Origin of the sequence: Sphingomicrobium nitratireducens (assembly GCF_026157035.1) — a bacterium.
In the GTDB taxonomy this organism is placed as follows: Bacteria; Pseudomonadota; Alphaproteobacteria; order Sphingomonadales; family Sphingomonadaceae; genus Sphingomicrobium; species Sphingomicrobium nitratireducens.
Map to the genome: position 1 here is coordinate 793,016 of NZ_JANJZA010000001.1, position 21,822 is coordinate 814,837.

Genomic DNA, 21,822 nt, shown 5'->3' on the forward strand with positions numbered 1-21,822 from the left:
AAAATCAGACCGTCGCGGCTTCGCGCGCGGCCTCGATCTCGGCCGGGGCGGCGCGCTGCTGCGTGACGTGCTTGGGGTTGGTGATGGCGAGGATGCGCCGTTCGACCAGCCAGTAGGCAAGGCAGCCCAGCCCGATGCCCGCGATTGCGGTCAGCGGCCACCAGCTGGCCTCGGGGATGTACCACCAGGCGATTTCGAGCGCGACGCAGTGGAACAGGTAGATCGAATAGCTCGCATCGCCGAGGAAGTGCGGCACGCGCCAGTGCGGCAGCTTCACCTGCACCGCGCCGGCGAAGAACAAGGCGACGGGTAGCCCGATGACGAGCGACCGCGTGCCTTCCAGATTATGTCCGATGGCGAGCAGCGCGATGCCCGCGACGCGCAGGAAGCCGGGCAGGGTGCGTCCGCTTTTGACCGCGTAGGCGACCGCCGCGCCGTAGAGGAATTCGTAGAGCATCGGGTGCGTGAGCGCGTTGAGCACCGGCGAATGGCCGGCCATGCCGTTGAACAGCACCGCGGCCGGGATGATCGCGAAAACCAGCCAGGCGCGCCTGAACGCCAGCGCCAGCGCGAAATAGGAATAGAAGACTGCCTCGAGCACCAGCGTCCAGCCGACCAGCCAGGCGACCCCGCTGATATGCCCGTTCATGAAGAAGGTCGGGACGAGGAAGGCCGACTTCCAGAATTGCTCGTTGTGCGTGATGCCGAGCGCGAAGGCGACCGTCAGCACCACCCACCACATCGGCATGACTCGGAAGACGCGCTTCTTGAGGAAGTCGAGCGGTGCGCGGTGCGCGCTCGAGATGACCATCACGAAGCCCGAGATGACGAAGAACAGGTCGACGCCCGAATAAAGGAGATATTTCCACGACGGCTCGGCGGCATGGCCGATCGCGACCGCGATCGCAGCCAGCGCGCGCATGTACTGGACCGACCGGAAGGGGTCGCGCCGGTGCGCGTCGCGCTCGGTCACGGTTGCATGCATGTTCATCGTGCTCATCTCCCTATCTCAACGCGGTAAACGGGCGGTTACCTTTGCGCCTTGGCGAGAGGTTCGCTAAGGCGCGGCGCGAACCCCCGCGATTCTGAAATGTGGAGCGAATTTCAAATGGCCGACTTCGACTATGACGTCCTCGTGATCGGTGCAGGGCCGGGCGGCTACGTGGCCGCGATCCGCGCCGCGCAGCTGGGTCTCAAGACCGCCTGCGCGGAAAGCCGCGAGACGCTCGGCGGGACCTGCCTCAACGTCGGCTGCATTCCCTCCAAGGCGATGCTCCACGCGTCCGAATATTACGACGCCGCCAAGAACGGTGCGATGGCGCACATGGGCGTCGAGGTCGAACCCAGGCTCAACCTCGACCAGATGCACGCGCAGCGCCGCGACGCGGTCAAGCAGCTCACCGGGGGCATCGAGTTCCTGTTCAAGAAGAACAAGGTCACCTGGCTCAAGGGCCTCGCTACCTTCAAGGACGCGCACAGCGTCGTGGTCGGCGGCGACACCGTCACCGCCAAGAATATCGTCATCGCCACCGGCTCCTCGGTGACCCCGCTCCCGGGCGTCCAGATCGATGAAAAGGTGGTCGTCTCTTCGACCGGCGCGCTCGAACTGCCCAAGGTGCCCGAGCACATGGTCGTCATCGGCGGCGGCGTGATCGGGCTGGAGCTGGGCAGCGTGTGGCGCCGCCTCGGCGCGAAGGTGACCTGCGTCGAATATCTCGACGAGATCCTCCCCGGCATGGACGGCGACATCCGCAAGGAAGCGCGCAAGATCTTCAAGAAGCAGGGCTTCGAGTTCAAGCTCGGCACCAAGGTCACCGGCGTCACCGTCAACGGCGACAAGGCGACCCTCACCATGGAACCCGCCAAGGGCGGAGACGCCGAGACGCTCGAAGCCGACTGCGTGCTCGTCTCGATCGGCCGCAAGCCCAACACGGACGGGCTCGGCCTCGAGAATATCGGGCTGGAAACCAACAAGCGCGGCCAGATCGAGACCGATCACGACTTCCGCACCGCTGTCGACGGCGTCTGGGCGATCGGCGACGTCGTGCCCGGCCCGATGCTCGCCCACAAGGCCGAGGACGAGGGCATCGCGGTGGCCGAGAATATCGCCGGCCTCACCGGAATCGTGAACCACGCGATCATCCCGGGCGTGGTTTACACCTGGCCCGAGATCGCGGGCGTCGGCCTCACCACCGAGGAGGCCAAGGAGCAGTACGGCGAGATCAAGGTCGGCAAGTTCCCGATGCTGGGCAACAGCCGCGCCAAGACCAACCACGAGCCCGACGGCTTCGTGAAGGTCATCTCGGACGCCAAGTCCGACCGTGTTCTCGGCGTCTGGTGCATCGCGGTCCCCGCCGGTACGATGATCGCACAGGCCGCCCAGGCGATGGAATTCGGCGCGACGAGCGAAGACATCGCCTACACCTGCCACGCCCACCCGACCCACTCGGAGGCGATCAAGGAAGCCGCGATGGCGGTGCAGGGCAAGCCGATCCACATCTAGGTCGATGGCCATGCGCAAGACGCTGCGCCGCTGGCATCTCTGGCTCGGCTGGCTGGTCGGGGTCCCGCTGCTGCTGTGGACCCTGTCAGGCCTTGCGATGGTGCTCAAGCCCATCGAGGAGGTGCGCGGCGAGCATCTGCGCATCGAACAGCCGCAGGCGCTTCCCGCGGGCAACCCGGCCGCGCTCGCCATCCCGCTCGCGCCAGCGTCCCCCGAACGCCGCCGCGTGACCGCGATGCAGTGGGGCCGCGCGGTCACCACGCTCGCGCGCGCCGACGGCACTCTCGAGCGCTACGATGCCGCCACGGGCGCCCCGCTCGATCCGGTCGACGAGGCGGAGGCGCGCCGCATCGTCGCCAAGGGAATTCGCGGCGGCGCATCGGTGACCTCCGCCCGCCTGTTTCCCGACGGCAAGGCCCCGCTCGACTTCCGCCGCCCCGGCGCCGCCTGGCAGCTGGCACTGGCCGACGGCACGCATGTCTATGTCGGGCGCGACAGCGGCGAGATCGAGGCCGTCCGCACCCGCTGGTGGCGGATCTACGACTTCTTCTGGGGGCTCCACATCATGGATCTCCAGACACGCGAGGACAGCCACAATCCGTGGCTCGTCACGTTTGCCGCCTTCTCGCTCATCACCGTGCTCGTGGCGCTCGTGCTGCTCCCGCTCTCGACCGGCCGGAAGCGCTAGCCCAGCAGCCGCGCCCACCACGATGCGGGCGCCGGCCGCGGCGCGATGGTCTCCACCGGGCAGGCGAGGCAGCGCGCCTGCACGACCGGTCCCGCCATCAGCTCGCGCGCTGCCGCCATCGCCGCCGCTACGGGATCGGGCCCGCGCTTGAGGAAGGCGTAGGCGTCGGGCGCCCCGCCTCTCGCATCGCCGCGCAGCAGGTCGGCGAGCTGCTCCGAAAAGCTCTTCTCGCGCTCGATCCAGCGCACGCCGGGATCGTCCAGCTCGGCCAGCTCGGCCGCCTTGGCAACCGCTTCGTCGAGCCCGCCGAACCCGTCGACCAGCCCCAGCTGGCGTGCACTGCCGCCGTCCCACACGCGCCCGCCCGCCAGCTGGTGGACGCGCGCCACCTCCATGTCGCGCGCCTCGGCGGTCAGCGCGAGGAAGCGGCGATAGGTCTGGTCGACCCCCGCCTGGATCAGCGTGTTCGCGTCCTCCGACGGCCCGCCCAGCAAGTCGGGTTCGCCCGACAGCGGCGTCGTCTTCACCCCGTCGATGCCGACCCCGATCTTCTCCATCGCCCGCTCGAAGCTCGGGAAGATGCCGAACACGCCGATCGAGCCGGTCACGGTCGAAGGCTCGGCATAGACCGCGTCCGCCCCCGTCGCGACCCAGTAGCCGCCCGAGGCCGCGACGTTGCCCATCGAGGCGACCACCGGGATGCCCGCCTCGCGCGCCGCGGCCAGCGACTGGCGGATCTGCTCCGAGGCCAGCGCCGAGCCGCCCGGGCTGTCGATCCGCACTACAAGCGCCTTCATCCAGCCCGCCGCGACCGCCTCGTCGATCGCCTGCGCGATGCTGGCGCCCGCCGCGGTGCCGCGCGGCCCGTGCCCGTCGACAATGGTGCCCGCTACGGTCACCAGCCCGATGTGGCCCGCCGCGTCGTCGTCGACCTTGGCGGCGACATAATCCTCGAGCGCGATCCTCTTGTAGCCGCCCACCGCGCGCTCGTCCTTGCCGCCCAGTTCGGCCAGCTTCTCGTGCCAGGCGCGGCGCGGCGCGACCGTGTCGACCAGCCCGTTGGCCACCGCCGCCTTCGAAAGGTCGCCATCGCTTGACTTAAGCGCTGCAACCGGATCGCTCAGGTAGGGACGCAGTTTGGCCTTGGGCCGCGCCTTGGCGACTTCCTCTTCCCACGTCTCGAGCAATGCGCCGGCCAGCGCCCGCGCATTCTCGCGCGCCTCGGGGCTCATGTCCGAGCGCGTATAGGGCTCGACCGCGCTCTTATAGTCGTTGCCGCCCGCCCGGTAGATGTTCGCGGTGATGCCGAGCTTCTCCATCACCTCGGCGAAGTAGAGATTGTTGCCGCCCGGACCCGCGAAAGCGACGATCCCCATCGGGTTGAGCCAGATCTCGTCGGCATGCGCGGCCAGCTGGTACTGGTCGTCCGAATAGCCGGTCGCGTAGGCGAGCACGGGCTTGCCCGCTTTCTTCACCCGCTCGATCGCCTCGCCGATATCGCCCAGCGCGGTCTGCCCGCCGCCGACGAACCCGTCGAGGTCGAGCGCCACCGCCTCGACCCTCGAATCCTTCGCGGCCGCCTCGAGCGCCATCACCACGTCGCGGCGTGCCCACTGGCGCACGCCGCTGCCCGCGCCGAGCGCCATGGCAAGGTCTTCGCTGGCCGGCTCCTCGACCACCACCCCGTCGAGATCGACGTGGAGCACGCCCGCGTGCACCGGATCGGGCTGGCCCTTGAGCCCCGCATAGAGCAGCGCGAAGAACAGGATCATGAAGAGCAGGACCAGTGCGTCCTTGATCCCCACCAGCAATGCCCAGACCCAACGCGCGAATGCCATGACCGCTTATCCTTGCAAGAAACTGTGACCTTGAGGCCAACATAGGGACGCACAAGGGCGCTTTGCACCCATATTCGCTGGACGGGGGCGGGCAGGGGCACTAGCGCCCGCTCACGATGAACGGGGAAGCGACCAGGACGCCCGGCAGTTGGGGGCACGAAGTGCGCGCGACGGCGAACCTCGCCTGGCCGCTGATCCTGTCCAACCTGACGATGGCGGGGATCGGTGCGACCGACACCTGGCTGCTCGGACGGCTCGGGCCGACCGAGCTGGCGGGCGCCGCGCTCGCGCTCAACCTGTTCTTCGCCTTCACGCTCATCCTGCTCGGCATCGTCACCGCTTCTTCGCCGCTGATGGCGACCGCGCTCGGCGCGCGGCTGAAGAGCGTCACCGACGTGCGCCGCTCATTCCGCCAGTCGGTGTGGCTGGTGCTGACCGTGGTCCCGCCGATCTGGCTGGTGATGTGGAATGCGCAAGGGCTGATCGAAGCACTCGGGCAGGAGCCCCGTCTTGCCGCGCTCGGCCAGACCTTCCTGCGCGGCTACATGTGGTCGCTGCTGCCCTTCCTGTTCTTCCAGACGCTGCGCAACTTCGTCTCCGCGCTCGAACGGCCCAAGTGGGTGTTCGTGCTTTCGGCGGTGGGCATCCCGATCAATTTCCTGCTCGGCTACGGTCTCATCTTCGGCGAATTCGGCCTGCCCCGGATGGGCATCTTCGGGGCCGGGCTTGCCGGGACGATCACTTGGGCGCTGCTCGCCGTGGCGCTGGTCCTCGTCGTCCTCACCGACCGCCAGTTCCGCCGCTTCCACCTGTTCGGTCGCTTCTGGCGTCCCGACTGGGAACGCTACGCCAGGATGTGGAAGCTGGGCCTGCCGATCGGCCTGTCGATGGGGTTCGAAGGCGGCGTCTTCTCGGCCGCCGCCTATTTGATGGGGCTGGTCGGCGAGAAACCGCTCGCCGCCCATGCCATCGCGCTCCAGATCGCCGCCATTTCCTTCATGGTGCCGTGGGGGATCAGCCAGGCCGCGACCGTGCGCGTCGGGCTGATGCTCGGTCGCCGCGATCCGCAAGGGATGGGGCGCGCGGGCTGGACCGCCTTCGTCATGGGGGTCGGCTTCATGTCGATGATGGCGGTCGTTCTGTGGCTCGTCCCGCGCGAACTGATGACGCTGTTCCTCGAGGACGTGCCCGCCAACCGCGAGGTGATCGCGCTCGGCGCATCCTTCCTCGGCATCGCTGCCATCTTCCAGATCGTCGATGGTGCGCAGGTGGTCGGGCAGGGCATGTTGCGCGGTCTTCACGACACGCGCTGGCCGATGGTGTTCGCATTCATCGGCTACTGGCTGGTCGGCATCGGTGTCGGCGCCTGGCTCGCCTTCGAAGCGGGCTGGGACGGCATCGGCCTGTGGACCGGCCTCGCCTCCGGCCTTGCGATCGTCTCGGTGCTGATGATGGCGCGCTGGACGATGCGCGAGCGGCTGGGGCTGACCCGCGACGAGACGAGCAAAAAAATCCCGGCCTGAACTGTTGACTAGTAGGAATGCGCGACCCACATGCGCAGCGACGTTGGCACTCTCGATGTAGGAGTGCCAGTCGCGAACGGTTCAACATCTAACTGACAAGAGGGGCCCCATGGGTTTCAAACCGCTTCACGATCGTGTCCTCGTCCGCCGTGTCGAGGCCGAAGAAAAGACTGCTGGCGGGATCATCATCCCCGACAGCGCCAAGGAAAAGCCGCAGGAAGGCGAAGTCGTCGCCGTCGGTTCGGGCGCGCGTGCTGAGAACGGCACCGTCACCCCGCTCGACGTCAAGGCCGGCGACAAGATCCTGTTCGGCAAGTGGTCGGGCACCGAGATCAAGCTCGACGGCGAAGACCTCATCATCATGAAGGAAAGCGACATTCTCGGCGTTCTCGCCTGAGGCTGACGCGGACCTCGAAGGGACCGTGTACTTTGTGCACTTCCCCTCCTGAAATTATCCAACAGAAAGGCATCAGACAATGGCTGCCAAGGACGTGAAATTTAGCCGTGACGCGCGCGAGCGCATCATGAAGGGCGTCGATATCCTCGCCGACGCCGTCAAGGTGACGCTGGGCCCCAAGGGCCGCAATGTCGTCATCGACAAGAGCTTCGGCGCGCCGCGCATCACCAAGGACGGCGTTTCGGTCGCCAAGGAAATCGAGCTCAAGGACAAGTTCGAGAACATGGGCGCGCAGATGCTGCGCGAAGTGGCCTCGAAGACCAACGACGTGGCCGGTGACGGCACCACCACCGCCACCGTGCTCGCCCAGGCGATCGTGCGCGAGGGCATGAAGTCGGTTGCGGCCGGCATGAACCCGATGGACCTGAAGCGCGGCATCGACATGGCCGTATTGAAGGTCGTCGAGGACCTGCAGGGCCGTTCCAAGCCCGTCGCCGATTCGAACGAGATCGCCCAGGTCGGCATCATCTCGGCCAACGGCGACCGTGAAGTCGGCGAGAAGATCGCCGAGGCGATGGAGAAGGTCGGCAAGGAAGGCGTGATCACCGTCGAGGAAGCCAAGGGTCTCGAATTCGAGCTCGACGTCGTCGAGGGCATGCAGTTCGACCGCGGCTACCTCTCGCCATACTTCATCACCGATCCGGAGAAGATGCAGGTCGAACTCAACGACCCCTACATCCTCATCCACGAGAAGAAGCTGTCGAACCTTCAGGCCATGCTCCCGATCCTCGAGAGCGTCGTCCAGTCGGGTCGCCCGCTGCTGATCATCGCCGAGGACATCGAGGGCGAGGCGCTCGCCACCCTCGTGGTCAACAAGCTGCGCGGCGGCCTCAAGGTCGCGGCCGTCAAGGCGCCGGGCTTCGGCGATCGCCGCAAGGCGATGCTCGAAGACATCGCGATCCTGACCGGCGGCGAGATGATCTCGGAGGATCTCGGCATCAAGCTCGAGAACGTCACCGTGAACATGCTCGGCACCGCCAAGCGCGTGACCATCGACAAGGACAACACCACCATCGTCGACGGTGCGGGTGACAAGTCGAACATCGAGGGCCGCACCGCCGCGATCCGCCAGCAGATCGAGAACACCACCAGCGACTATGACCGCGAGAAGCTCCAGGAGCGTCTCGCCAAGCTCGCCGGCGGCGTGGCCGTGATCAAGGTCGGCGGCGCCACCGAAATCGAGGTGAAGGAGCGCAAGGACCGCGTCGACGACGCGCTGCACGCGACCCGCGCCGCGGTCGAGGAAGGCATCGTTCCGGGCGGCGGTACTGCGCTGCTCTACGCCAAGTCGGCGATCGAGGGCATGACCGGCGACAATGACGACCAGACGCGTGGTGTCGACATCGTGCGCCGTGCGCTCGAAGCGCCGGTGCGCCAGATCGCGCAGAATGCCGGTTTCGACGGTGCCGTGGTTGCGGGCAAGCTCACCGACGGTGGCGACCCCACCATGGGCTTCAACGCCGCCAACGACACCTACGAGAACCTGGTGGCCGCGGGCGTCATCGACCCGACCAAGGTCGTGCGCACCGCGCTGCAGGACGCCGCGTCGGTGGCCGGCCTCTTGATCACCACCGAGGCGACGATCGCCGAACTGCCCGAAGACAAGTCGGCGGCGCCGGCGATGGGCGGCATGGGCGGCATGGGCGGCATGGACTTCTAGTCCGCGCTCGCAGCCTCAGGCTCTACGGAAGGGGCCGCGTCTTCGGGCGCGGCCCCTTTTTCGTTGCGGGCCGCATCGAGCATCGCGCCCATTTCCTCGAACCTCTCCTCGTCCGCCGCGCTCGGCCGCGCAGGTTCCTGTCCGGAACATCCGGCCAGGAGGAGGAAGGGAAGGAAGACGCGCATGACCGATCAACGCAGGTCAAAGAAAAAGGGGCCGCACCGAAGTGCGACCCCTTGATCTGTTCGAAGCTTTGGAAGCTTCGACGCGAGATTACATCTCGGCGTCGACTTCGTTGGCAGCTTCTTCGGCAGCCGCTTCGGCTTCGTCGCCAGCAGCTTCGGCAGCCGCAGCGGTCTCGTCGACAGCGTTCTCGACGGCGTCGCCGGCAGCTTCCATGTCGTTTTCGACGGCTTCTTCGATCGCCGCATTCTCGACGGCATCGTCAGTCTTCGCTTCGCAAGCGGCCAGGCCGAGCGCGAGAACCGAAACGGTCAGTGCAACCTTCTTCATGATAATTCATTCCCTTGCAATGCGTGCCCGCTCTCTCGCGCGCACAAGGTATAGGACCTGCCGCTTTCGCAGGCAGGTCTGGGGCCCGAAATAAAGGGTTCCGACCCGTCACGCAATCGTCAAATTTTCACGCGTGTCGATAGGCACCCCACGCAAGCGCTCGCCTTGACGCACATAAAGATTTCCTTATGCCTTGAAATCATGTCTGCCGAGCTACCCCTTGCCAGCCTGTTTCACGCCTTGGGCGACCCAAGCCGCCTGCGCATTCTCGCGCTCGTCCGCTCGATGGAACTGACCGTCGGCGAGATCGCGCTGGTGCTCGGACAAAGCCAGCCGCGCGTGTCCCGGCATGTCCGAATTCTTGCCGAAGCCGCCCTAGTCTCGCGCCGTAAGGAAGGCAGCTGGGTATTCGTTGAGGCGGACCGCGGACAGCGGGAAACTGCGCTTCGCCTGCTGATCGACGCTGCCAAGGACAAGCGGGATCGCGATGTCTTCCAGGCCGATGCAACGCGCCTCGAGGCGGTGCGTGGAGAGCGAGCCGAGGCCGCTGGCCGCTGGTTCGACCGGCGCGCGGAACGCTGGGAGCAATTGCGCCAGCTTCACGCGCCCGACGCTCAGATCGAGGCGGCGCTCGATACGGCAGTGGGATCGGAGCGGATTCATACGCTTGTCGACGTCGGCACCGGCACGGGGCGCATGATCGAACTGTTCGCCGACCGCGTCGATCGCGCGATCGGGATCGATCGCAGCCCTGACATGTTGCGGGTGGCGCGGGTTCGGTTGGACGAGGCGCGAATCGGACACGCCAGCCTACGCCAGGGGGACATGACCGCGCTGCCGCTGCCCGACGCGAGTGCGAATCTCGTCATTCTCCACCTCGTCCTCCACTTCGCGCACGCGCCGGGCGCCGCGGTGCACGAGGCCGCGCGTCTTCTAGCGCCCGGCGGGCGGCTCCTGGTCGTCGACTTCGCTGCGCACGAGCGAGAGGAACTGCGCCGCCTCCACGGCCACCAGCGCCTCGGCTTTTCCGACGAGCGCATCGGCGGCTGGCTCGCCGACTGCGGCCTTGAGCAGGACACGCCGATCGAACTGCCGGGCCGGACGCTCGTCATCAAGATCTGGACGGCGCGACGCGGTGCAGGGCGTGGCCGCACCGAGGAGGCGGCATGACCGGCCCGGCGTTCGAACATCGCGAGACCCTGTTCGAGCGCCCGCGCGGCGACATCGACGTCAGCTTCGAATTCTTTCCTCCCGCCACCGAGGCGATAGAGCAGCGGCTGTGGAGCGCCATCGAACGTCTCGCGCCGCTCGGACCGCGGTTCGTTTCGGTCACCTATGGCGCGGGCGGTTCGACCCGCGAGCGTACCCATGCGACGGTCAGGCGAATCCTCGAGGAAACCGAGCTTACGCCTGCCGCACACCTGACCTGCGTCGATGCGAGCCGTGAGGAAGTCGACGCCATTGCGCGCGACTATTGGGACGCGGGGGTGCGGCACATCGTCGCGCTTCGGGGCGACCCGCCCGAGGGGGCGTTTGCGGCGCGCGAGGACGGCTATGCCAATGCCGCCGAACTGGTCGAGGGATTGTCGCGGGTCGCGCCGTTCGACCTGAGCGTGGCAGCCTACCCCGAAGTCCATCCCGAGGCCGACTGCCCAGAAGCGGATCTCGACCACCTGTTGCGCAAGATCGACGCGGGCGCGACGCGCGCCATCACGCAATTCTTCTTCACCCCAGACCCGTTTTTGCGGTTGCGCGACGCGATCGCGGCGCGCGGGCGCGAGGTCGAGCTGGTTCCCGGCATCCTGCCGGTCACCAATGTCGACCAGACGCGCAAGTTCGCAGGACGCTGCGGCGCCGAGATCCCCGACTGGCTCGACCGCCGCTTCGAAGGGCTCGACGAGGCCCCCGAGGCACGCCAGCTCGTCTCGGCGATGGCGGCCGCCGAACTGTGCGGCCAGCTCTACCGCGAGGGCGTGCGCCACTTCCATTTCTACACACTCAACCGCGCAGAACTGAGCTGGGCGATCTGCCACATGCTGGGGTGCGAGGGATGAGCGCGCGCGGCGACTTTCTCGCGCTGATCGCCGAGCGTGTGCTGGTCAAGGATGGCGCCTACGGAACGATGGTGCAGGATCGCGGGCTCACCCCTGAAGACTATGCCGGGACGCTTCCACTCGAAGCCGAACAGCGCGGCAACAACGACCTCCTCAATCTCACACAGCCCGAGATCGTCACGCAGATCGCGAGAGGCTTCGCCGCCGCGGGCGCCGCCCTCATCGCCACCAACACCTTCAACGCCAACGCCATCAGCCAGGCCGATTACGGCGCCGAGCACCTCGTTGCCGAGATGAACGAGGAGGCGGCGCGGCTGGTGCGTGCGGTGGCGGACGCGGCGCAAGGGCGGCGCTTCGTCGCCGGCGCAGTCGGACCGACCAACAAGACGCTCTCGCTCTCGCCCGACGTCGACAATCCCGCATACCGCGAGGTGACGTTCGAGCGGATGGTCGAGGTGTACGAGGAGCAGGTTGCCGCGCTCGCCCGCGGCGGGGTCGACTTCATCCTCATCGAGACGATCTTCGACACGCTCAACGCCAAGGCCGCGATCATGGCGACACTCAACGTCGAGGCGCGGATCGGGCGCGAATTGCCGATGATGCTCTCGATGACGCTGACCGACCTGTCGGGACGCAACCTGTCGGGCCACACGGTCGAGGCGTTCCTTGCCATGGTCGCGCATGCCGATCCGATCACGGTCGGCCTCAACTGCAGTTTCGGGGCCGAGGCGCTTCGCCCTCACCTGAAGTCGTTGGCGGCGCGCGCGCCCTTCCCGGTGATGGCCTATCCCAATGCCGGGTTGCCCAACGACCTTGGCGCTTACGACGAGGCAGCCGAGGACACAGCGCGGCAGGTTCGCGAGTGGATCGGCGAGGGGCTGGTCAACGTCGTCGGAGGCTGCTGCGGGACAACGCCCGCCCACATCGCGGCCATCGCACGCGAGGCGGAGGGGGCGGCGCCGCGCGCCATTCCCGACTCCGACCCTGCGATGCTGCTCGCGGGGCTAGAGCCGATGCGGCTGGCGAGCTGATGGAAATGCGCGCGGCGACGAGGGCAAGCGCCGCCTCGACCCGGTTCGTGATGGTCGGCGAGCGGACCAACGTCACCGGCTCGGCGCGCTTTCGCAAACTCATCCTCGAGGGCGACTACGACGCCGCGGTCGACGTCGCTCGCGCACAGGTCGCCAACGGCGCACAGATCATCGACGTCAACATGGACGAGGGCCTTCTCGACGGCGCGGAGGCGATGAGCCTGTTCCTGCGCCGCATCGCCGCCGAACCCGACATCGCGCGCGTGCCGGTGATGATCGACAGCTCGAAATGGGAGGTGATCGAGGCGGGGCTCAAGGTCGTCTCGGGCAAGCCGATCGTCAATTCGATCAGTCTCAAGGACGGCGAAGAGTTTTTCCTCGACCGCGCGCGGTCGGTGCGCGCCTATGGTGCGGCGGTCGTGGTGATGACGTTCGACGAGGAGGGGCAGGCCGACACGAAGGCGCGCAAGGTCGCGATCTGCCAGCGCGCCTATCGCCTGCTGGTCGACAGCGGCTTTCCGCCCCAGGACATCATCTTCGACCCCAACATCTTCGCGGTGGCGACCGGGATCGACGAGCATCGCCGCTACGGGGTCGACTTCATCGAGGCCGCGCGGGAAATCCGCGCGACCTGTCCGCACGTCCAGATTTCGGGCGGCCTTTCCAACCTCAGCTTCTCGTTTCGCGGCAACGAGCCGGTGCGGCGCGCGCTGCACAGCGTGTTCCTCTACCACGCGATCCCGGCGGGCCTGTCAATGGCCATCGTCAATGCGGGCCAGCTCGACGTCTACGACGCGATCGACCCGCAATTGCGCGCGGCGTGCGAGGACGTGCTGTTCGACCGCGACGCGGGCGCGACCGACCGGCTGGTCGAGATTGCCGAGCGTTATCGCGGCGGCACGCGGCGGGCCGAGGAGAAAGACGACGCGTGGCGCGAGGCGAATGTCGACGAGCGGCTGGTCCACGCGCTGGTCGAAGGGATCGACGCCCATATCCTCGAGGATGTCGAGGAGGCGCGGAAGGCAGCGGGCCGCGCGATCGAGGTTATCGAAGGGCCGTTGATGGACGGGATGAACCGCGTCGGCGACCTGTTCGGCGAGGGCAAGATGTTCCTGCCGCAAGTGGTCAAGTCGGCGCGGGTGATGAAGAAGGCGGTGGCGCAGCTGCTGCCCTTTATCGAGGCGGAAAGCGACGGCGCGAGCGTCGCCAAGGGACGTATCGTGCTCGCTACCGTCAAGGGCGACGTCCACGACATCGGCAAGAACATCGTTGGCGTCGTACTGCAGTGCAACGGCTACGAGGTAACCGACCTCGGCGTGATGGTCGGCTGGCCCGACATCCTCGCCGCCGCGCGCCGCGAAAACGCCGACATGATCGGCCTGTCGGGGCTGATCACGCCGAGCCTCGACGAGATGGTCTCGGTTGCTGGCGAGATGCAGCGCGAGGGGTTGACCATGCCGCTGCTCATCGGCGGGGCGACGACCAGCCGCGTCCACACCGCGCTGAGGATCGCGTCCGCCTACGAAGGACCCGTCATCCACGTCAACGATGCGAGCCGCGCGGTAGGCGTCGTCGCCAAGTTGCTCGGCGAGGACCGTGAGACCTATGTCGGCGAGATCGGGGCCGACTATGCCGACATTCGCGACAAGCGCGCGGGCAAGGGCAAGACCAAACCGGTGCCGCTGGCCGAGGCGCGCGCCAACGGCTTCGTCGCCGATCCCGCGGGCAAGGCGTCCGCGCCCGCCCGAACCGGGCTGCACCGGTTCGACGACTGGTCGATCGCCGACCTGCGGCAGACGATCGACTGGACGCCCTTCTTTCGCGCCTGGGAGCTGGCGGGCACCTATCCCGCGATCCTCGACGATCCGGTCGTCGGGACCAGCGCGCGCAGCCTTCATGCCGACGCCGACGCGATGCTCGACCGGATCATCGAGGAAGGCTGGCTTGCTGCGCGCGGGGTCGCGGGACTGTGGCCCGTGCGGCGCGAGGGCGACGACGCGGTCCTCGTCGAGCACGACGTGCGTCTGCCCTTCCTGCGCCAGCAGACCCCCAAGCGCGAGGGAAGGTCGAACGACTGTCTGGCCGATTTCCTGCTGGACGAGGACTGGCTCGGCGGGTTTGCGGTCGCGATCCACGGGGCGGAACCGCGCGCAAAGACCTTCGAAAAGGCGGGTGACGATTACAGCGCGATCCTGCTGAAGGCGCTCGCCGACCGGCTCGCGGAAAGCTTCGCCGAGGCGCTGCACGCCCACGTGCGGCGCGACCTGTGGGGCTATGCGGCGGGCGAGGCGCTCACCAACGATGAGCTGATCGCGGAGCGATATCGCGGCATCCGACCCGCGCCCGGCTATCCGGCGTGTCCCGACCATAGCCTCAAGCCGATCCTGTTCGAGCTGTTGGGCGGCGATCCGGCGGGGATTTCGCTGACCGAGAATTTCGCGATGTGGCCGGCCTCGGCAGTGTCGGGTTTCTATTTCGGGCACGAGAAAGCACATTATTTCGGTGTTGCGCGGATCGGCGCGGACCAGCTCGAGGAATATGCGGCGCGGCGCGGCGTGCCGGTCGAGCAGGCGGCGAAGTGGCTCGCGCCCAATCTCGACGAGCGCGCGACAAGCGGCTAGCGCTCCGGGCGATGTTCACGCGCCTGATGCTTCTCCTGACGATTCTGTTCGCCGCCGCCCCGGCCGCCGCGCAGACGACGCATATCGTGCCGCACCTCGTCGCCGAGGGCCCTGTGCCTGCCGAGGGCGGGACGGTCGAACTGGCACTGGTGATGGAAACCGAGCCGGGCTGGCACGGCTACTGGCTCAACCCGGGCGATGCAGGGCTGCCGCTCAGGATCGAGTGGCGGCTGCCCGAAGGCGCGAGTGTCGGCGAGTTGCGCTATCCCACGCCGGTCAAGCTCGAGGCGGCGGGACTGATCAACTATGTCTACAAGTCGGACCATGCCATCCTCGTCACGCTCACCGTGCCGCCGACGGATCGCGCGGTGCTCAGGATCGAGGGAGAGGGGCGCTGGCTCGCCTGCACCGATATCGTGTGCGTGCCAGAGAAGGGGACGTTCGCGCTGGCGCTCTTGGTCGGCGACGGGCCGAGCCGCACCGACGAATTCGACGCCTATCGCGCGAAATTGCCGCGCGAGCTGGCGAGCGAGGGGCGCTTTTCGCTGAGCGATAACACGGTGCGGATCGCGGTGCCGCTGCCCGCGTCCGCTACACTCGGAAAGCCCTCGCTGTTCCTCGCCGAGGACAAGGTCATCGACTATGCCGCGCCGCAGCGTTTCTTGCGCTCGGGCGACTGGCTGGTGGCCGAGCTCGCGCGGCGCGGGACGGGCGATCCGCGGCGCCTGTCGGGCGTGATCGACATCGGCGAGGGGCAGGGGCTCGCCTTCGACGCCGCCCCCGGCGAGGTGCCCGCGGGCGGCAAGCCGGTCGGCGGGCTCGGGGCAGGCACAGTGCTCGTCGCGATCCTCGGCGCGCTGGTCGGTGGCCTGTTCCTCAACCTGATGCCGTGCGTCTTTCCGATCCTCGCGATGAAGGCGATGCATCTTGCGCGGGCCGGGGGCGACAAGGAAGAGGCGCGGCGCGAGGCGCTCGGTTACACCGCGGGCGCGGTGGTCGGCACGGCCTTACTCGGCGCGGTGCTGCTCGCGCTCAGGGCCGGCGGGACGGCGGCGGGCTGGGCGTTCCAGCTGCAGGATCCACGCACAATCTTCCTCCTCGTGCTGCTGGCGGGCGCGATCACTGCCAACTTGATGGGGCTCTACCGGCTGCCGGTGCTGGCCGGCGAGATGCGGCGCGGGGGGCATTTCGGGACCGGCGCGCTGGCTGCCTTCGTCGCGACGCCCTGCGCGGGGCCGTTCCTCGGGGCGGCACTGGGCACGGCGCTGATCCTCCCGCCCGCGGGCGCGATCGGCGTGTTCGCGGCGCTCGGGCTGGGACTGGCGCTGCCGTTCCTTGCCATCGCCTTCGTGCCCGCGCTGAGGAAACGCCTGCCGCGGCCCGGGCCGTGGATGCAGCGGCTCCAGCGGCTGCTCGCCATCCCGATGTTCGCGACATTGGTCGGCGCGCTGTGGCTGCTTTGGCGGCTGGCGGGGAGCGAGGCGCTGCTGCTGGCGCTCGGCGCGCTCGTGCTGCTGCTCTGCCTGCTGCTGCTGTCGAGGCGCGGCTTGGCGCTCGGCTGGGTGGCGATGGGCGGGGCGTTGGCGCTGGCGGTGGCGGGGGCGATGCTGCTTCCCGATCGCCCCTCGGCCGAAGCGCGCGCGCCCGACTTCGCCGAGGTGTGGAGCGAGGACGCGGTCGCGGCGGCGCGGGCCGAGGGACGTCCCGTCTTCGTCTATTTCACCGCCGACTGGTGCCTCACCTGCAAGGTCAATGAGGCGGGCGCCATCGACCGCGAGGCGACGCTGGCGGCGTTCGAACAGGCGGATGTCGCGGTGTTCGTCGCCGACTGGACGCAGGACGATCCCGCCATCACGCGCTTTCTTGACGCGCGGGGGCGCGCCGCGGTGCCGCTATACCTATGGTACGCGCCGGGCCGCGAGGCGGAGGAACTGCCGCAGGTGCTGACGCCCTCTATGCTTGTCGAGCGCGCTCAGTCGGCGGCGCGGTAGGCTTCCTTGCCGCTTACGTAGGTGACCAGCACCTTCGTTTCCGAAATGTCGGAGGGGTCGACCTCGGCAATGTCGCGGTCGACGACGATGAAGTCGGCGTAGCGGCCGGGTTCGAGCCCGCCCATCCGGTCCTCCGCGCGGCCCGCAAAAGCGGCGCCGTGCGTGAAAGCGGCGAGCGCTTCGCCGAGCGTGATCGCTTCGGCGGTGCGCCAGCCGCCCTCGGGCTCGCCATTGGCGTCGGTGCGCGTCACCGACACTTCGAGCCCCGCGAACGGGTTGGGGTGCTCGACCGGGAAATCGGAGCCGAATGCCAGCAGCGCGCCGCTCTCCTTGAGGCTGCGCCAGGCATAGGCCCCGCCCAGGCGGTCCATGCCGAGGCGCTTTTCGGCCATTTTCCAGTCGCTCGCCTGGTGGACCGGCTGCATCGAGGCGATCACGCCCGAGGCGGCGAGGCGCGGCAGGTCGTCGGGGTCGAGGATCTGCGTGTGCTCGTCGCGAAAGCGTAGATTGGAGGCCCCTTCGGTCTCCTCGATCGCGTCGAGCAGCTGGTCGTTGGCGGCATCACCGATGGCATGGGTGGCGACCTGGTGGCCGAGCGCCACGGCGCGGTCGATCGCGCCGCGCAGCTGGTCGTCGCTCAGCATCTGCAGCCCGCGAGTGTCGGCATCGGCATAGTTGGCCTTCAGCCACGCCCCGCGCGATCCCAGCGCCCCGTCGGTGACGAGTTTGACGCCGGCCATGCGCAGTTTGCCGTCATAGAGCCAGGGCGTCGGACCGTTGCCCGCGATCTTCTCGAGATTGTCGACGCCCGCGGCATAGCTCATCACGCGCACCTTGAGGCCGCCCTCGTCCCCGAGGCGGCGCAGCGCGTGCCAGTCGGTGTCGCTGGTCCCCATATCGGCCATCGCGGTGAGGCCCTGCGAGAGCATGAAGTCTTGCGCGAGGCCGAGCGCCTTTTCGAGGTCGGCGCCGGTGGCGGCGGGAACGAGCGCGTAGAGCGCGTTACCGGCCGTATCGACGAACATGCCGGTTGCCTTCCCCTTGTCGTCGCGCAGGATCGCGCCGCCGGTCGGGTCGGGCGTGTCGTCGACGATCTTCGCCATGCGCATGGCGAGGCTGTTGGCGACCACCGCGTGGCCGTCGACGCGTTCGAGCAGCACGGGACGATCGGCCACGACGGCGTCGAGGTCGGCAGCACTCGGGAAGCGGCCGTCGGCGAACATCTCGTGGTTCCAGCCGCGCCCGACGATCCACTTGGCGTCGTGGTTGGCTGCGGCGAATTCGGCCAGCTGCTTCTGGAGGCTGGCGATGGAATCGGTGCCGTAGAGCTGGAGGCTCATCGCGGTCTGGCCGAGCCCCATAAGGTGGCCGTGCCCGTCGATCAGGCCCGGGAGGACGTGCGCGCCGCCCATGTCGATGCGCAGGTCAGCGGACGGCAGCGTGTCGGCCGCCGAATAGGTGCGCACGACCTTGCCGGCGTCGTCGACCAGCAAGGCCGAGAAGCGCACCAGCGTGCCGTCGGCCTTCGCCTGGAGGCCATCAAGGTCGGCGTAGAGCGTGTCGGCGGCGGCGGGCGCGCAAAGGGCGAGGCTGGCAGTGGCGGCGAGAAGGGAAAGGCGCATCTGTGGCTCCTGTCGGGGAGAAGGGTCGCTACGCCGCATAGCATTGTTTGTCCCATCCGAAAGGGCTAGGCCGCTCGCCATGACAGTCACGATCGACGATATTCGCGCCGCCGCCCGGCGTATCGAGGGCGCGGTCCTCAAGACCCCGATGAACATGAGCCGCACCCTGTCCGAGATCAGCGGGGCGGAAGTCTGGCTCAAGTTCGAGAATTTGCAGTTTACCGCCGCCTACAAGGAGCGCGGCGCGCTCAACAAGTTGCTCCAACTGACCGAGGAGGAGCGCAGGCGCGGGGTGATCGCGGCGAGCGCCGGCAACCATGCGCAGGCGGTTGCCTATCACGGCGCGCGGCTCGGTATTCCGGTCACGATCGTGATGCCCGAGCCCACCCCGACCATCAAGATCGTCCAGACCGAGGGGCACGGCGCCAACGTCGTCCTGTTCGGCAAGGTGTTCGACGATGCCTACGGCCACGCCCGCGCGCTCGAGGAGGCCGAGGGCTATGTCTTCGTCCACCCGTTCGACGATCCTGCGGTCATCGCAGGGCAGGGGACGGTCGCTCTCGAGATGCTCGAGGCGGCGCCCGACCTCGACACGCTGGTCGTCCCGATCGGCGGGGGCGGGCTGATCGGCGGCATCGCGACCGCCGCCAAGGCCCTCAAGCCCGAGATCGAGATCGTCGGCATCGAGGCCGAGATGTTCCCGGCGATGAAGAACATCATCGAGGGCCGCGAGATGGAAATCGGCGGCGACACGCTGGCCGAGGGAATCGCGGTCAAGCATCCGGGCCAGATCACCCGCGAGATCATCGGCCGGCTGGTCGATCGCATCGACCTCGTGTCCGAAGCGGCGATCGAACATGCCGTCGCGCTGCTGGTCGGCATCGAGAAAAGCGTTGTCGAAGGCGCGGGGGCGGCGGGACTTGCTGCGATCCTCGACGACAGCGAGCGCTACGAGGGGAAGAAGGTCGGCACCGTCTTGTGCGGCGGTAATATCGACACGCACCTTCTCGCCAACGTCCTGGTACGCGAGCTGGTGCGGTGCGGGCGCATCGCGCGACTGAAGATCGTGGCGGAGGACCGCCCCGGCGCGCTCGCCGCGATCACCGAGAAATTTTACCAGTGCCGCGTCAACATCATCGAGACCAACCATCACCGCGTATTCACCGCGCTACCGGCCAAGGACACGATGATCGAGGTCGAATGCGAGGCGCGCGACGCCGAAGCGATCGACGCCCTGATCGAGAAGCTTACCGAGTGCGGCTTCAAGGTCGAACGCGCGAGCATCATCTGACGCCGACTCGGACTTCTTCTCGTTCGAACCGCTGCTGCGCCTGTCCCTGACCGGGACAGGAACCGCAGTTAACCGTCTTTTCCGCCTCCGAAAGCTTTTCAAGCGCGTTAACGGTGCGCATAAAGGAGTTGGTAAGGATATTCGAAAGGAGCTCGCGGGTGAGCGTACCGTTCCGCTTTCCCAAATTCTTCGTCACCAATCCGGCACCGTGCCCCTATCTGGCGGGCAAGGTGGAGCGGAAGGTGTTCACCGAGCTCAACGGCCGTCACGCGGCGGAACTCAACGAGGCGCTCGGGCGGATCGGATTCCGCCGGTCGCAGAGCGTCGCCTACCGCCCTTCCTGCGTCGACTGCTCGGCCTGTGTGTCGGTGCGCGTGTGCGCCAAGCAGTTCGAGCCGAGCCGCACGCAAAAGCGGCTGATCAAGCGCAATGCCGACCTCGAGGTGACCGCTTGCAAGCCGTGGACCACCGCGGAGCAATATGACCTCCTGCGCCAGTATCTGGCCGCGCGCCACCCGGGCGGCGGCATGGCCGAAATGGACGAGCAGGACTTTTCGGACATGGTCGAGCAGACCCCGGTGCGCACCTACATGGTCGAATATCGCGAGCCTTCGGTCGACGGGCGACCGGGCAAGCTGGTCGGCGTGTGCCTGTCCGACCAGCAGTCGGACGGCCTGTCGATGATCTACAGCTTCTTCGACACCGGTCCCGATGCCCGCAGCGGGCTGGGGACGACCATCATCCTCGACCATATCGTGCGCGCGGCGCGCGCCGATTTGCCCTACGTCTATCTCGGCTACTGGGTCGAAGGCAGTCCGCGCATGGCCTACAAGGCCAAGTTCAAGCCGATGGAACGGCTCGGGCGCGAGGGCTGGCGGCCAATGGACATGCCCGATCCCGACCCGCGCGAGGCACGCCGCAAGGCTCCGCCGATGCGCATCGACCGCACCCGCCAGCCGGTCGGCTGACCATGGTCACCATTCGCCCCGCGACGAGAGACGACGCGGAGGCGCTGTGGTCCTTGCTCGAACCCGTCATTCGCGAAGGCGAGACCTATGCCTTCGACCGCGACATGAGCCGCGATCGCTTGCTGCAGAAATGGCTCCACCACCGGGCGTTCATCGCCGAGGACGATGATGGAGGTGCGGTCGGCACCTACTTTCTCAAGCGCAACCATGGAGGGGGCGGCGGCCATGTCGCCAATTGCGGCTATGTCACCGACCCTTCCGCGCGCGGGCAGGGCGTCGCGCGACTGATGGCCGAACACAGTTTCGAGGAAGCCAGGCGGCAGGGTTTCAAGGCGATGCAATATAACTGCGTCGTCTCGACCAATACGGGGGCGCTCAGGCTCTGGCACCTCCTTGGTTTCCGCATCGTCGGGACCATCCCCAAGGGGTTCGAGCATCCCACCCGCGGGCTGGTCGATGCCTATGTCATGTACCGCTGGCTGGGCGACTAGAGCGGTATTCCGGACAAGGCGGTTGACCCGCCGCGCGTGCTTCGCCATTTGCCCGCACCTTCATGACGATGGGGGAAGCGATGACGACATTCCGCTGGGCCGGGCGCTTGGATCACGAGGCGCTGGGCGAGTTGATGCACGACGCGGTGCGCAACGGCAAAAGCCACTATAGCGAGGAGCAGCGGGCGGTATGGGTGCCGGAGCCGCGCAAGGGCGCCGACTGGAGCGCGCGCCTCGATGCGCAGGACGTGGTGGTTGCCGAACAGGAGGGCGAGATGGTCGGCTTCATGAGCCTTGGCGAGAAGTCCTATCTCGACTTCGCCTATATCCGCCCCAAGGCGCAGGGCACCGGGCTGTTCCGCCAGTTGCTCGCGCGGATCGTGGGCAAGGCGCAGGAGCGGGGCGAGGAGCGGATCTGGGTCCACGCCAGCCTGATGGCGCATCCCGCCTTCGCCAAGCACGGCTTCGAAGTGGTCGAGGAGCAGGTGGTGACGATCGCCGACCAGGACTTCCGCCGCTACGAGATGGAGCGGTGGCTGTAGCGGCCATGAAAAAAGGCGGCGCCCCCCGG

General features: G+C 67.6%; 18 protein-coding genes. 14 read left to right on the forward strand and 4 right to left on the reverse strand.

Annotation, left to right across the window (positions count from 1 at the left end; genetic code table 11):
• Positions 1 to 4: 4 nt before the first annotated feature.
• Positions 5 to 991 (reverse strand): acyltransferase family protein, encoded by a 987-nt coding sequence (locus NNY25_RS03970; protein ID WP_265570053.1) that lies wholly within the window; start codon positions 989 to 991, stop codon positions 5 to 7.
• 117 nt (positions 992 to 1,108) lie between these two features.
• On the opposite strand from NNY25_RS03970, the gene lpdA reads away from it, so the two are divergent.
• Together lpdA and NNY25_RS03980 are read left to right on the forward strand one after the other, a co-directional pair.
• Positions 1,109 to 2,503 carry a dihydrolipoyl dehydrogenase gene (lpdA, locus tag NNY25_RS03975; protein ID WP_265570054.1) on the forward strand — a complete coding sequence of 465 codons (1,395 nt, stop codon included), beginning with the start codon at positions 1,109 to 1,111 and terminating at the stop codon, positions 2,501 to 2,503.
• Positions 2,504 to 2,507: 4 nt separating this feature from the next.
• Positions 2,508 to 3,191, forward strand: a complete 684-nt coding sequence (locus tag NNY25_RS03980) for a PepSY domain-containing protein (protein ID WP_265570055.1) — start codon at positions 2,508 to 2,510, stop codon at positions 3,189 to 3,191.
• Here the strand turns inward: NNY25_RS03980 and sppA are convergent.
• On the reverse strand, positions 3,188 to 5,029 hold the full coding sequence (sppA, locus tag NNY25_RS03985; protein WP_265570056.1) for a signal peptide peptidase SppA: 1,842 nt from the start codon (positions 5,027 to 5,029) through the stop codon (positions 3,188 to 3,190). The two genes, NNY25_RS03980 and sppA, sit on opposite strands and share 4 nt — an antisense overlap.
• Positions 5,030 to 5,145: 116 nt before the next feature.
• Between sppA and NNY25_RS03990 the strand changes: the two genes are divergently transcribed.
• From NNY25_RS03990 to groL, 3 genes are all read left to right on the forward strand, one after another.
• Positions 5,146 to 6,552: an MATE family efflux transporter gene (locus NNY25_RS03990; RefSeq protein ID WP_265570057.1), complete on the forward strand. Its 1,407-nt coding sequence runs from the start codon at positions 5,146 to 5,148 to the stop codon at positions 6,550 to 6,552.
• 109 nt (positions 6,553 to 6,661) lie between these two features.
• The gene (groES, locus tag NNY25_RS03995; protein WP_265570058.1) at positions 6,662 to 6,949 is read left to right on the forward strand and encodes a co-chaperone GroES; all 288 of its coding nucleotides are present in this window, start codon (positions 6,662 to 6,664) and stop codon (positions 6,947 to 6,949) included.
• Between the two features lie 79 nt (positions 6,950 to 7,028).
• Positions 7,029 to 8,669, forward strand: coding sequence for a chaperonin GroEL (gene groL, locus NNY25_RS04000; protein ID WP_265570059.1), 1,641 nt, complete (start codon positions 7,029 to 7,031; stop codon positions 8,667 to 8,669).
• Between the two features lie 273 nt (positions 8,670 to 8,942).
• On the opposite strand, the gene NNY25_RS04005 is transcribed toward groL, so the two are convergent.
• Entirely contained in the window at positions 8,943 to 9,182 is a 240-nt protein-coding gene (locus NNY25_RS04005; RefSeq protein ID WP_265570060.1) for a hypothetical protein, read from the reverse strand.
• A gap of 201 nt (positions 9,183 to 9,383) precedes the next feature.
• On the opposite strand from NNY25_RS04005, the gene NNY25_RS04010 reads away from it, so the two are divergent.
• From NNY25_RS04010 to NNY25_RS04030, 5 genes are read left to right on the forward strand one after another with little or no spacing between them, the layout of a single operon-like run.
• The gene (locus tag NNY25_RS04010; RefSeq protein WP_265570061.1) at positions 9,384 to 10,352 is read left to right on the forward strand and encodes an ArsR/SmtB family transcription factor; all 969 of its coding nucleotides are present in this window, start codon (positions 9,384 to 9,386) and stop codon (positions 10,350 to 10,352) included.
• Positions 10,349 to 11,236 (forward strand): methylenetetrahydrofolate reductase [NAD(P)H], encoded by an 888-nt coding sequence (metF, locus tag NNY25_RS04015; protein WP_265570062.1) that lies wholly within the window; start codon positions 10,349 to 10,351, stop codon positions 11,234 to 11,236. Before NNY25_RS04010 ends, metF begins: the two co-directional genes overlap by 4 nt.
• Positions 11,233 to 12,267 carry a homocysteine S-methyltransferase family protein gene (locus NNY25_RS04020; protein WP_265570063.1) on the forward strand — a complete coding sequence of 345 codons (1,035 nt, stop codon included), beginning with the start codon at positions 11,233 to 11,235 and terminating at the stop codon, positions 12,265 to 12,267. Before metF ends, NNY25_RS04020 begins: the two co-directional genes overlap by 4 nt.
• Positions 12,267 to 14,888, forward strand: a complete 2,622-nt coding sequence (gene metH, locus NNY25_RS04025; protein ID WP_265570064.1) for a methionine synthase — start codon at positions 12,267 to 12,269, stop codon at positions 14,886 to 14,888. Before NNY25_RS04020 ends, metH begins: the two co-directional genes overlap by 1 nt.
• 11 nt (positions 14,889 to 14,899) lie before the next feature.
• Positions 14,900 to 16,879 (forward strand): protein-disulfide reductase DsbD family protein, encoded by a 1,980-nt coding sequence (locus tag NNY25_RS04030; RefSeq protein ID WP_265570065.1) that lies wholly within the window; start codon positions 14,900 to 14,902, stop codon positions 16,877 to 16,879.
• On the opposite strand, the gene NNY25_RS04035 is transcribed toward NNY25_RS04030, so the two are convergent.
• Positions 16,861 to 18,501: an amidohydrolase gene (locus NNY25_RS04035; RefSeq protein ID WP_265570066.1), complete on the reverse strand. Its 1,641-nt coding sequence runs from the start codon at positions 18,499 to 18,501 to the stop codon at positions 16,861 to 16,863. The two genes, NNY25_RS04030 and NNY25_RS04035, sit on opposite strands and share 19 nt — an antisense overlap.
• A gap of 79 nt (positions 18,502 to 18,580) precedes the next feature.
• Here NNY25_RS04035 and NNY25_RS04040 point away from each other — a divergent pair, with 79 nt between their 5' ends.
• The 4 genes from NNY25_RS04040 to NNY25_RS04055 all read left to right on the forward strand — a co-directional run bounded on the left by NNY25_RS04040 (position 18,581) and on the right by NNY25_RS04055 (position 21,793).
• The gene (locus NNY25_RS04040; protein WP_265570067.1) at positions 18,581 to 19,792 is read left to right on the forward strand and encodes a threonine ammonia-lyase; all 1,212 of its coding nucleotides are present in this window, start codon (positions 18,581 to 18,583) and stop codon (positions 19,790 to 19,792) included.
• Between the two features lie 158 nt (positions 19,793 to 19,950).
• Positions 19,951 to 20,760: an arginyltransferase gene (locus NNY25_RS04045; RefSeq protein WP_265570068.1), complete on the forward strand. Its 810-nt coding sequence runs from the start codon at positions 19,951 to 19,953 to the stop codon at positions 20,758 to 20,760.
• A gap of 2 nt (positions 20,761 to 20,762) precedes the next feature.
• Positions 20,763 to 21,251 (forward strand): GNAT family N-acetyltransferase, encoded by a 489-nt coding sequence (locus tag NNY25_RS04050; protein WP_265570069.1) that lies wholly within the window; start codon positions 20,763 to 20,765, stop codon positions 21,249 to 21,251.
• An 80-nt stretch (positions 21,252 to 21,331) separates the two neighbouring features.
• Positions 21,332 to 21,793, forward strand: coding sequence for a GNAT family N-acetyltransferase (locus NNY25_RS04055; RefSeq protein WP_265570070.1), 462 nt, complete (start codon positions 21,332 to 21,334; stop codon positions 21,791 to 21,793).
• The last annotated feature ends 29 nt before the right edge of the window (positions 21,794 to 21,822 follow it).

Excerpts from the sequence above, each read along its gene's own strand:
- NNY25_RS03990 (WP_265570057.1), top strand. The coding sequence starts at position 5,146 with ATGAACGGGGAAGCGACCAGGACGCCCGGCAGTTGGGGGCACGAAGTG.
- metH (WP_265570064.1), top strand. The coding sequence starts at position 12,267 with ATGGAAATGCGCGCGGCGACGAGGGCAAGCGCCGCCTCGACCCGGTTC.
- NNY25_RS04040 (WP_265570067.1), top strand. The coding sequence starts at position 18,581 with ATGACAGTCACGATCGACGATATTCGCGCCGCCGCCCGGCGTATCGAG.
- groL (WP_265570059.1), top strand. The coding sequence starts at position 7,029 with ATGGCTGCCAAGGACGTGAAATTTAGCCGTGACGCGCGCGAGCGCATC.
- NNY25_RS04035 (WP_265570066.1), bottom strand. The coding sequence starts at position 18,501 with ATGCGCCTTTCCCTTCTCGCCGCCACTGCCAGCCTCGCCCTTTGCGCG.
- NNY25_RS04055 (WP_265570070.1), top strand. The coding sequence starts at position 21,332 with ATGACGACATTCCGCTGGGCCGGGCGCTTGGATCACGAGGCGCTGGGC.
- NNY25_RS03980 (WP_265570055.1), top strand. The coding sequence starts at position 2,508 with ATGGCCATGCGCAAGACGCTGCGCCGCTGGCATCTCTGGCTCGGCTGG.
- groES (WP_265570058.1), top strand. The coding sequence starts at position 6,662 with ATGGGTTTCAAACCGCTTCACGATCGTGTCCTCGTCCGCCGTGTCGAG.
- NNY25_RS04010 (WP_265570061.1), top strand. The coding sequence starts at position 9,384 with ATGTCTGCCGAGCTACCCCTTGCCAGCCTGTTTCACGCCTTGGGCGAC.
- NNY25_RS04005 (WP_265570060.1), bottom strand. The coding sequence starts at position 9,182 with ATGAAGAAGGTTGCACTGACCGTTTCGGTTCTCGCGCTCGGCCTGGCC.
- lpdA (WP_265570054.1), top strand. The coding sequence starts at position 1,109 with ATGGCCGACTTCGACTATGACGTCCTCGTGATCGGTGCAGGGCCGGGC.
- NNY25_RS04030 (WP_265570065.1), top strand. The coding sequence starts at position 14,900 with ATGTTCACGCGCCTGATGCTTCTCCTGACGATTCTGTTCGCCGCCGCC.
- NNY25_RS04050 (WP_265570069.1), top strand. The coding sequence starts at position 20,763 with ATGGTCACCATTCGCCCCGCGACGAGAGACGACGCGGAGGCGCTGTGG.
- sppA (WP_265570056.1), bottom strand. The coding sequence starts at position 5,029 with ATGGCATTCGCGCGTTGGGTCTGGGCATTGCTGGTGGGGATCAAGGAC.
- NNY25_RS04020 (WP_265570063.1), top strand. The coding sequence starts at position 11,233 with ATGAGCGCGCGCGGCGACTTTCTCGCGCTGATCGCCGAGCGTGTGCTG.
- NNY25_RS03970 (WP_265570053.1), bottom strand. The coding sequence starts at position 991 with ATGAACATGCATGCAACCGTGACCGAGCGCGACGCGCACCGGCGCGAC.
- metF (WP_265570062.1), top strand. The coding sequence starts at position 10,349 with ATGACCGGCCCGGCGTTCGAACATCGCGAGACCCTGTTCGAGCGCCCG.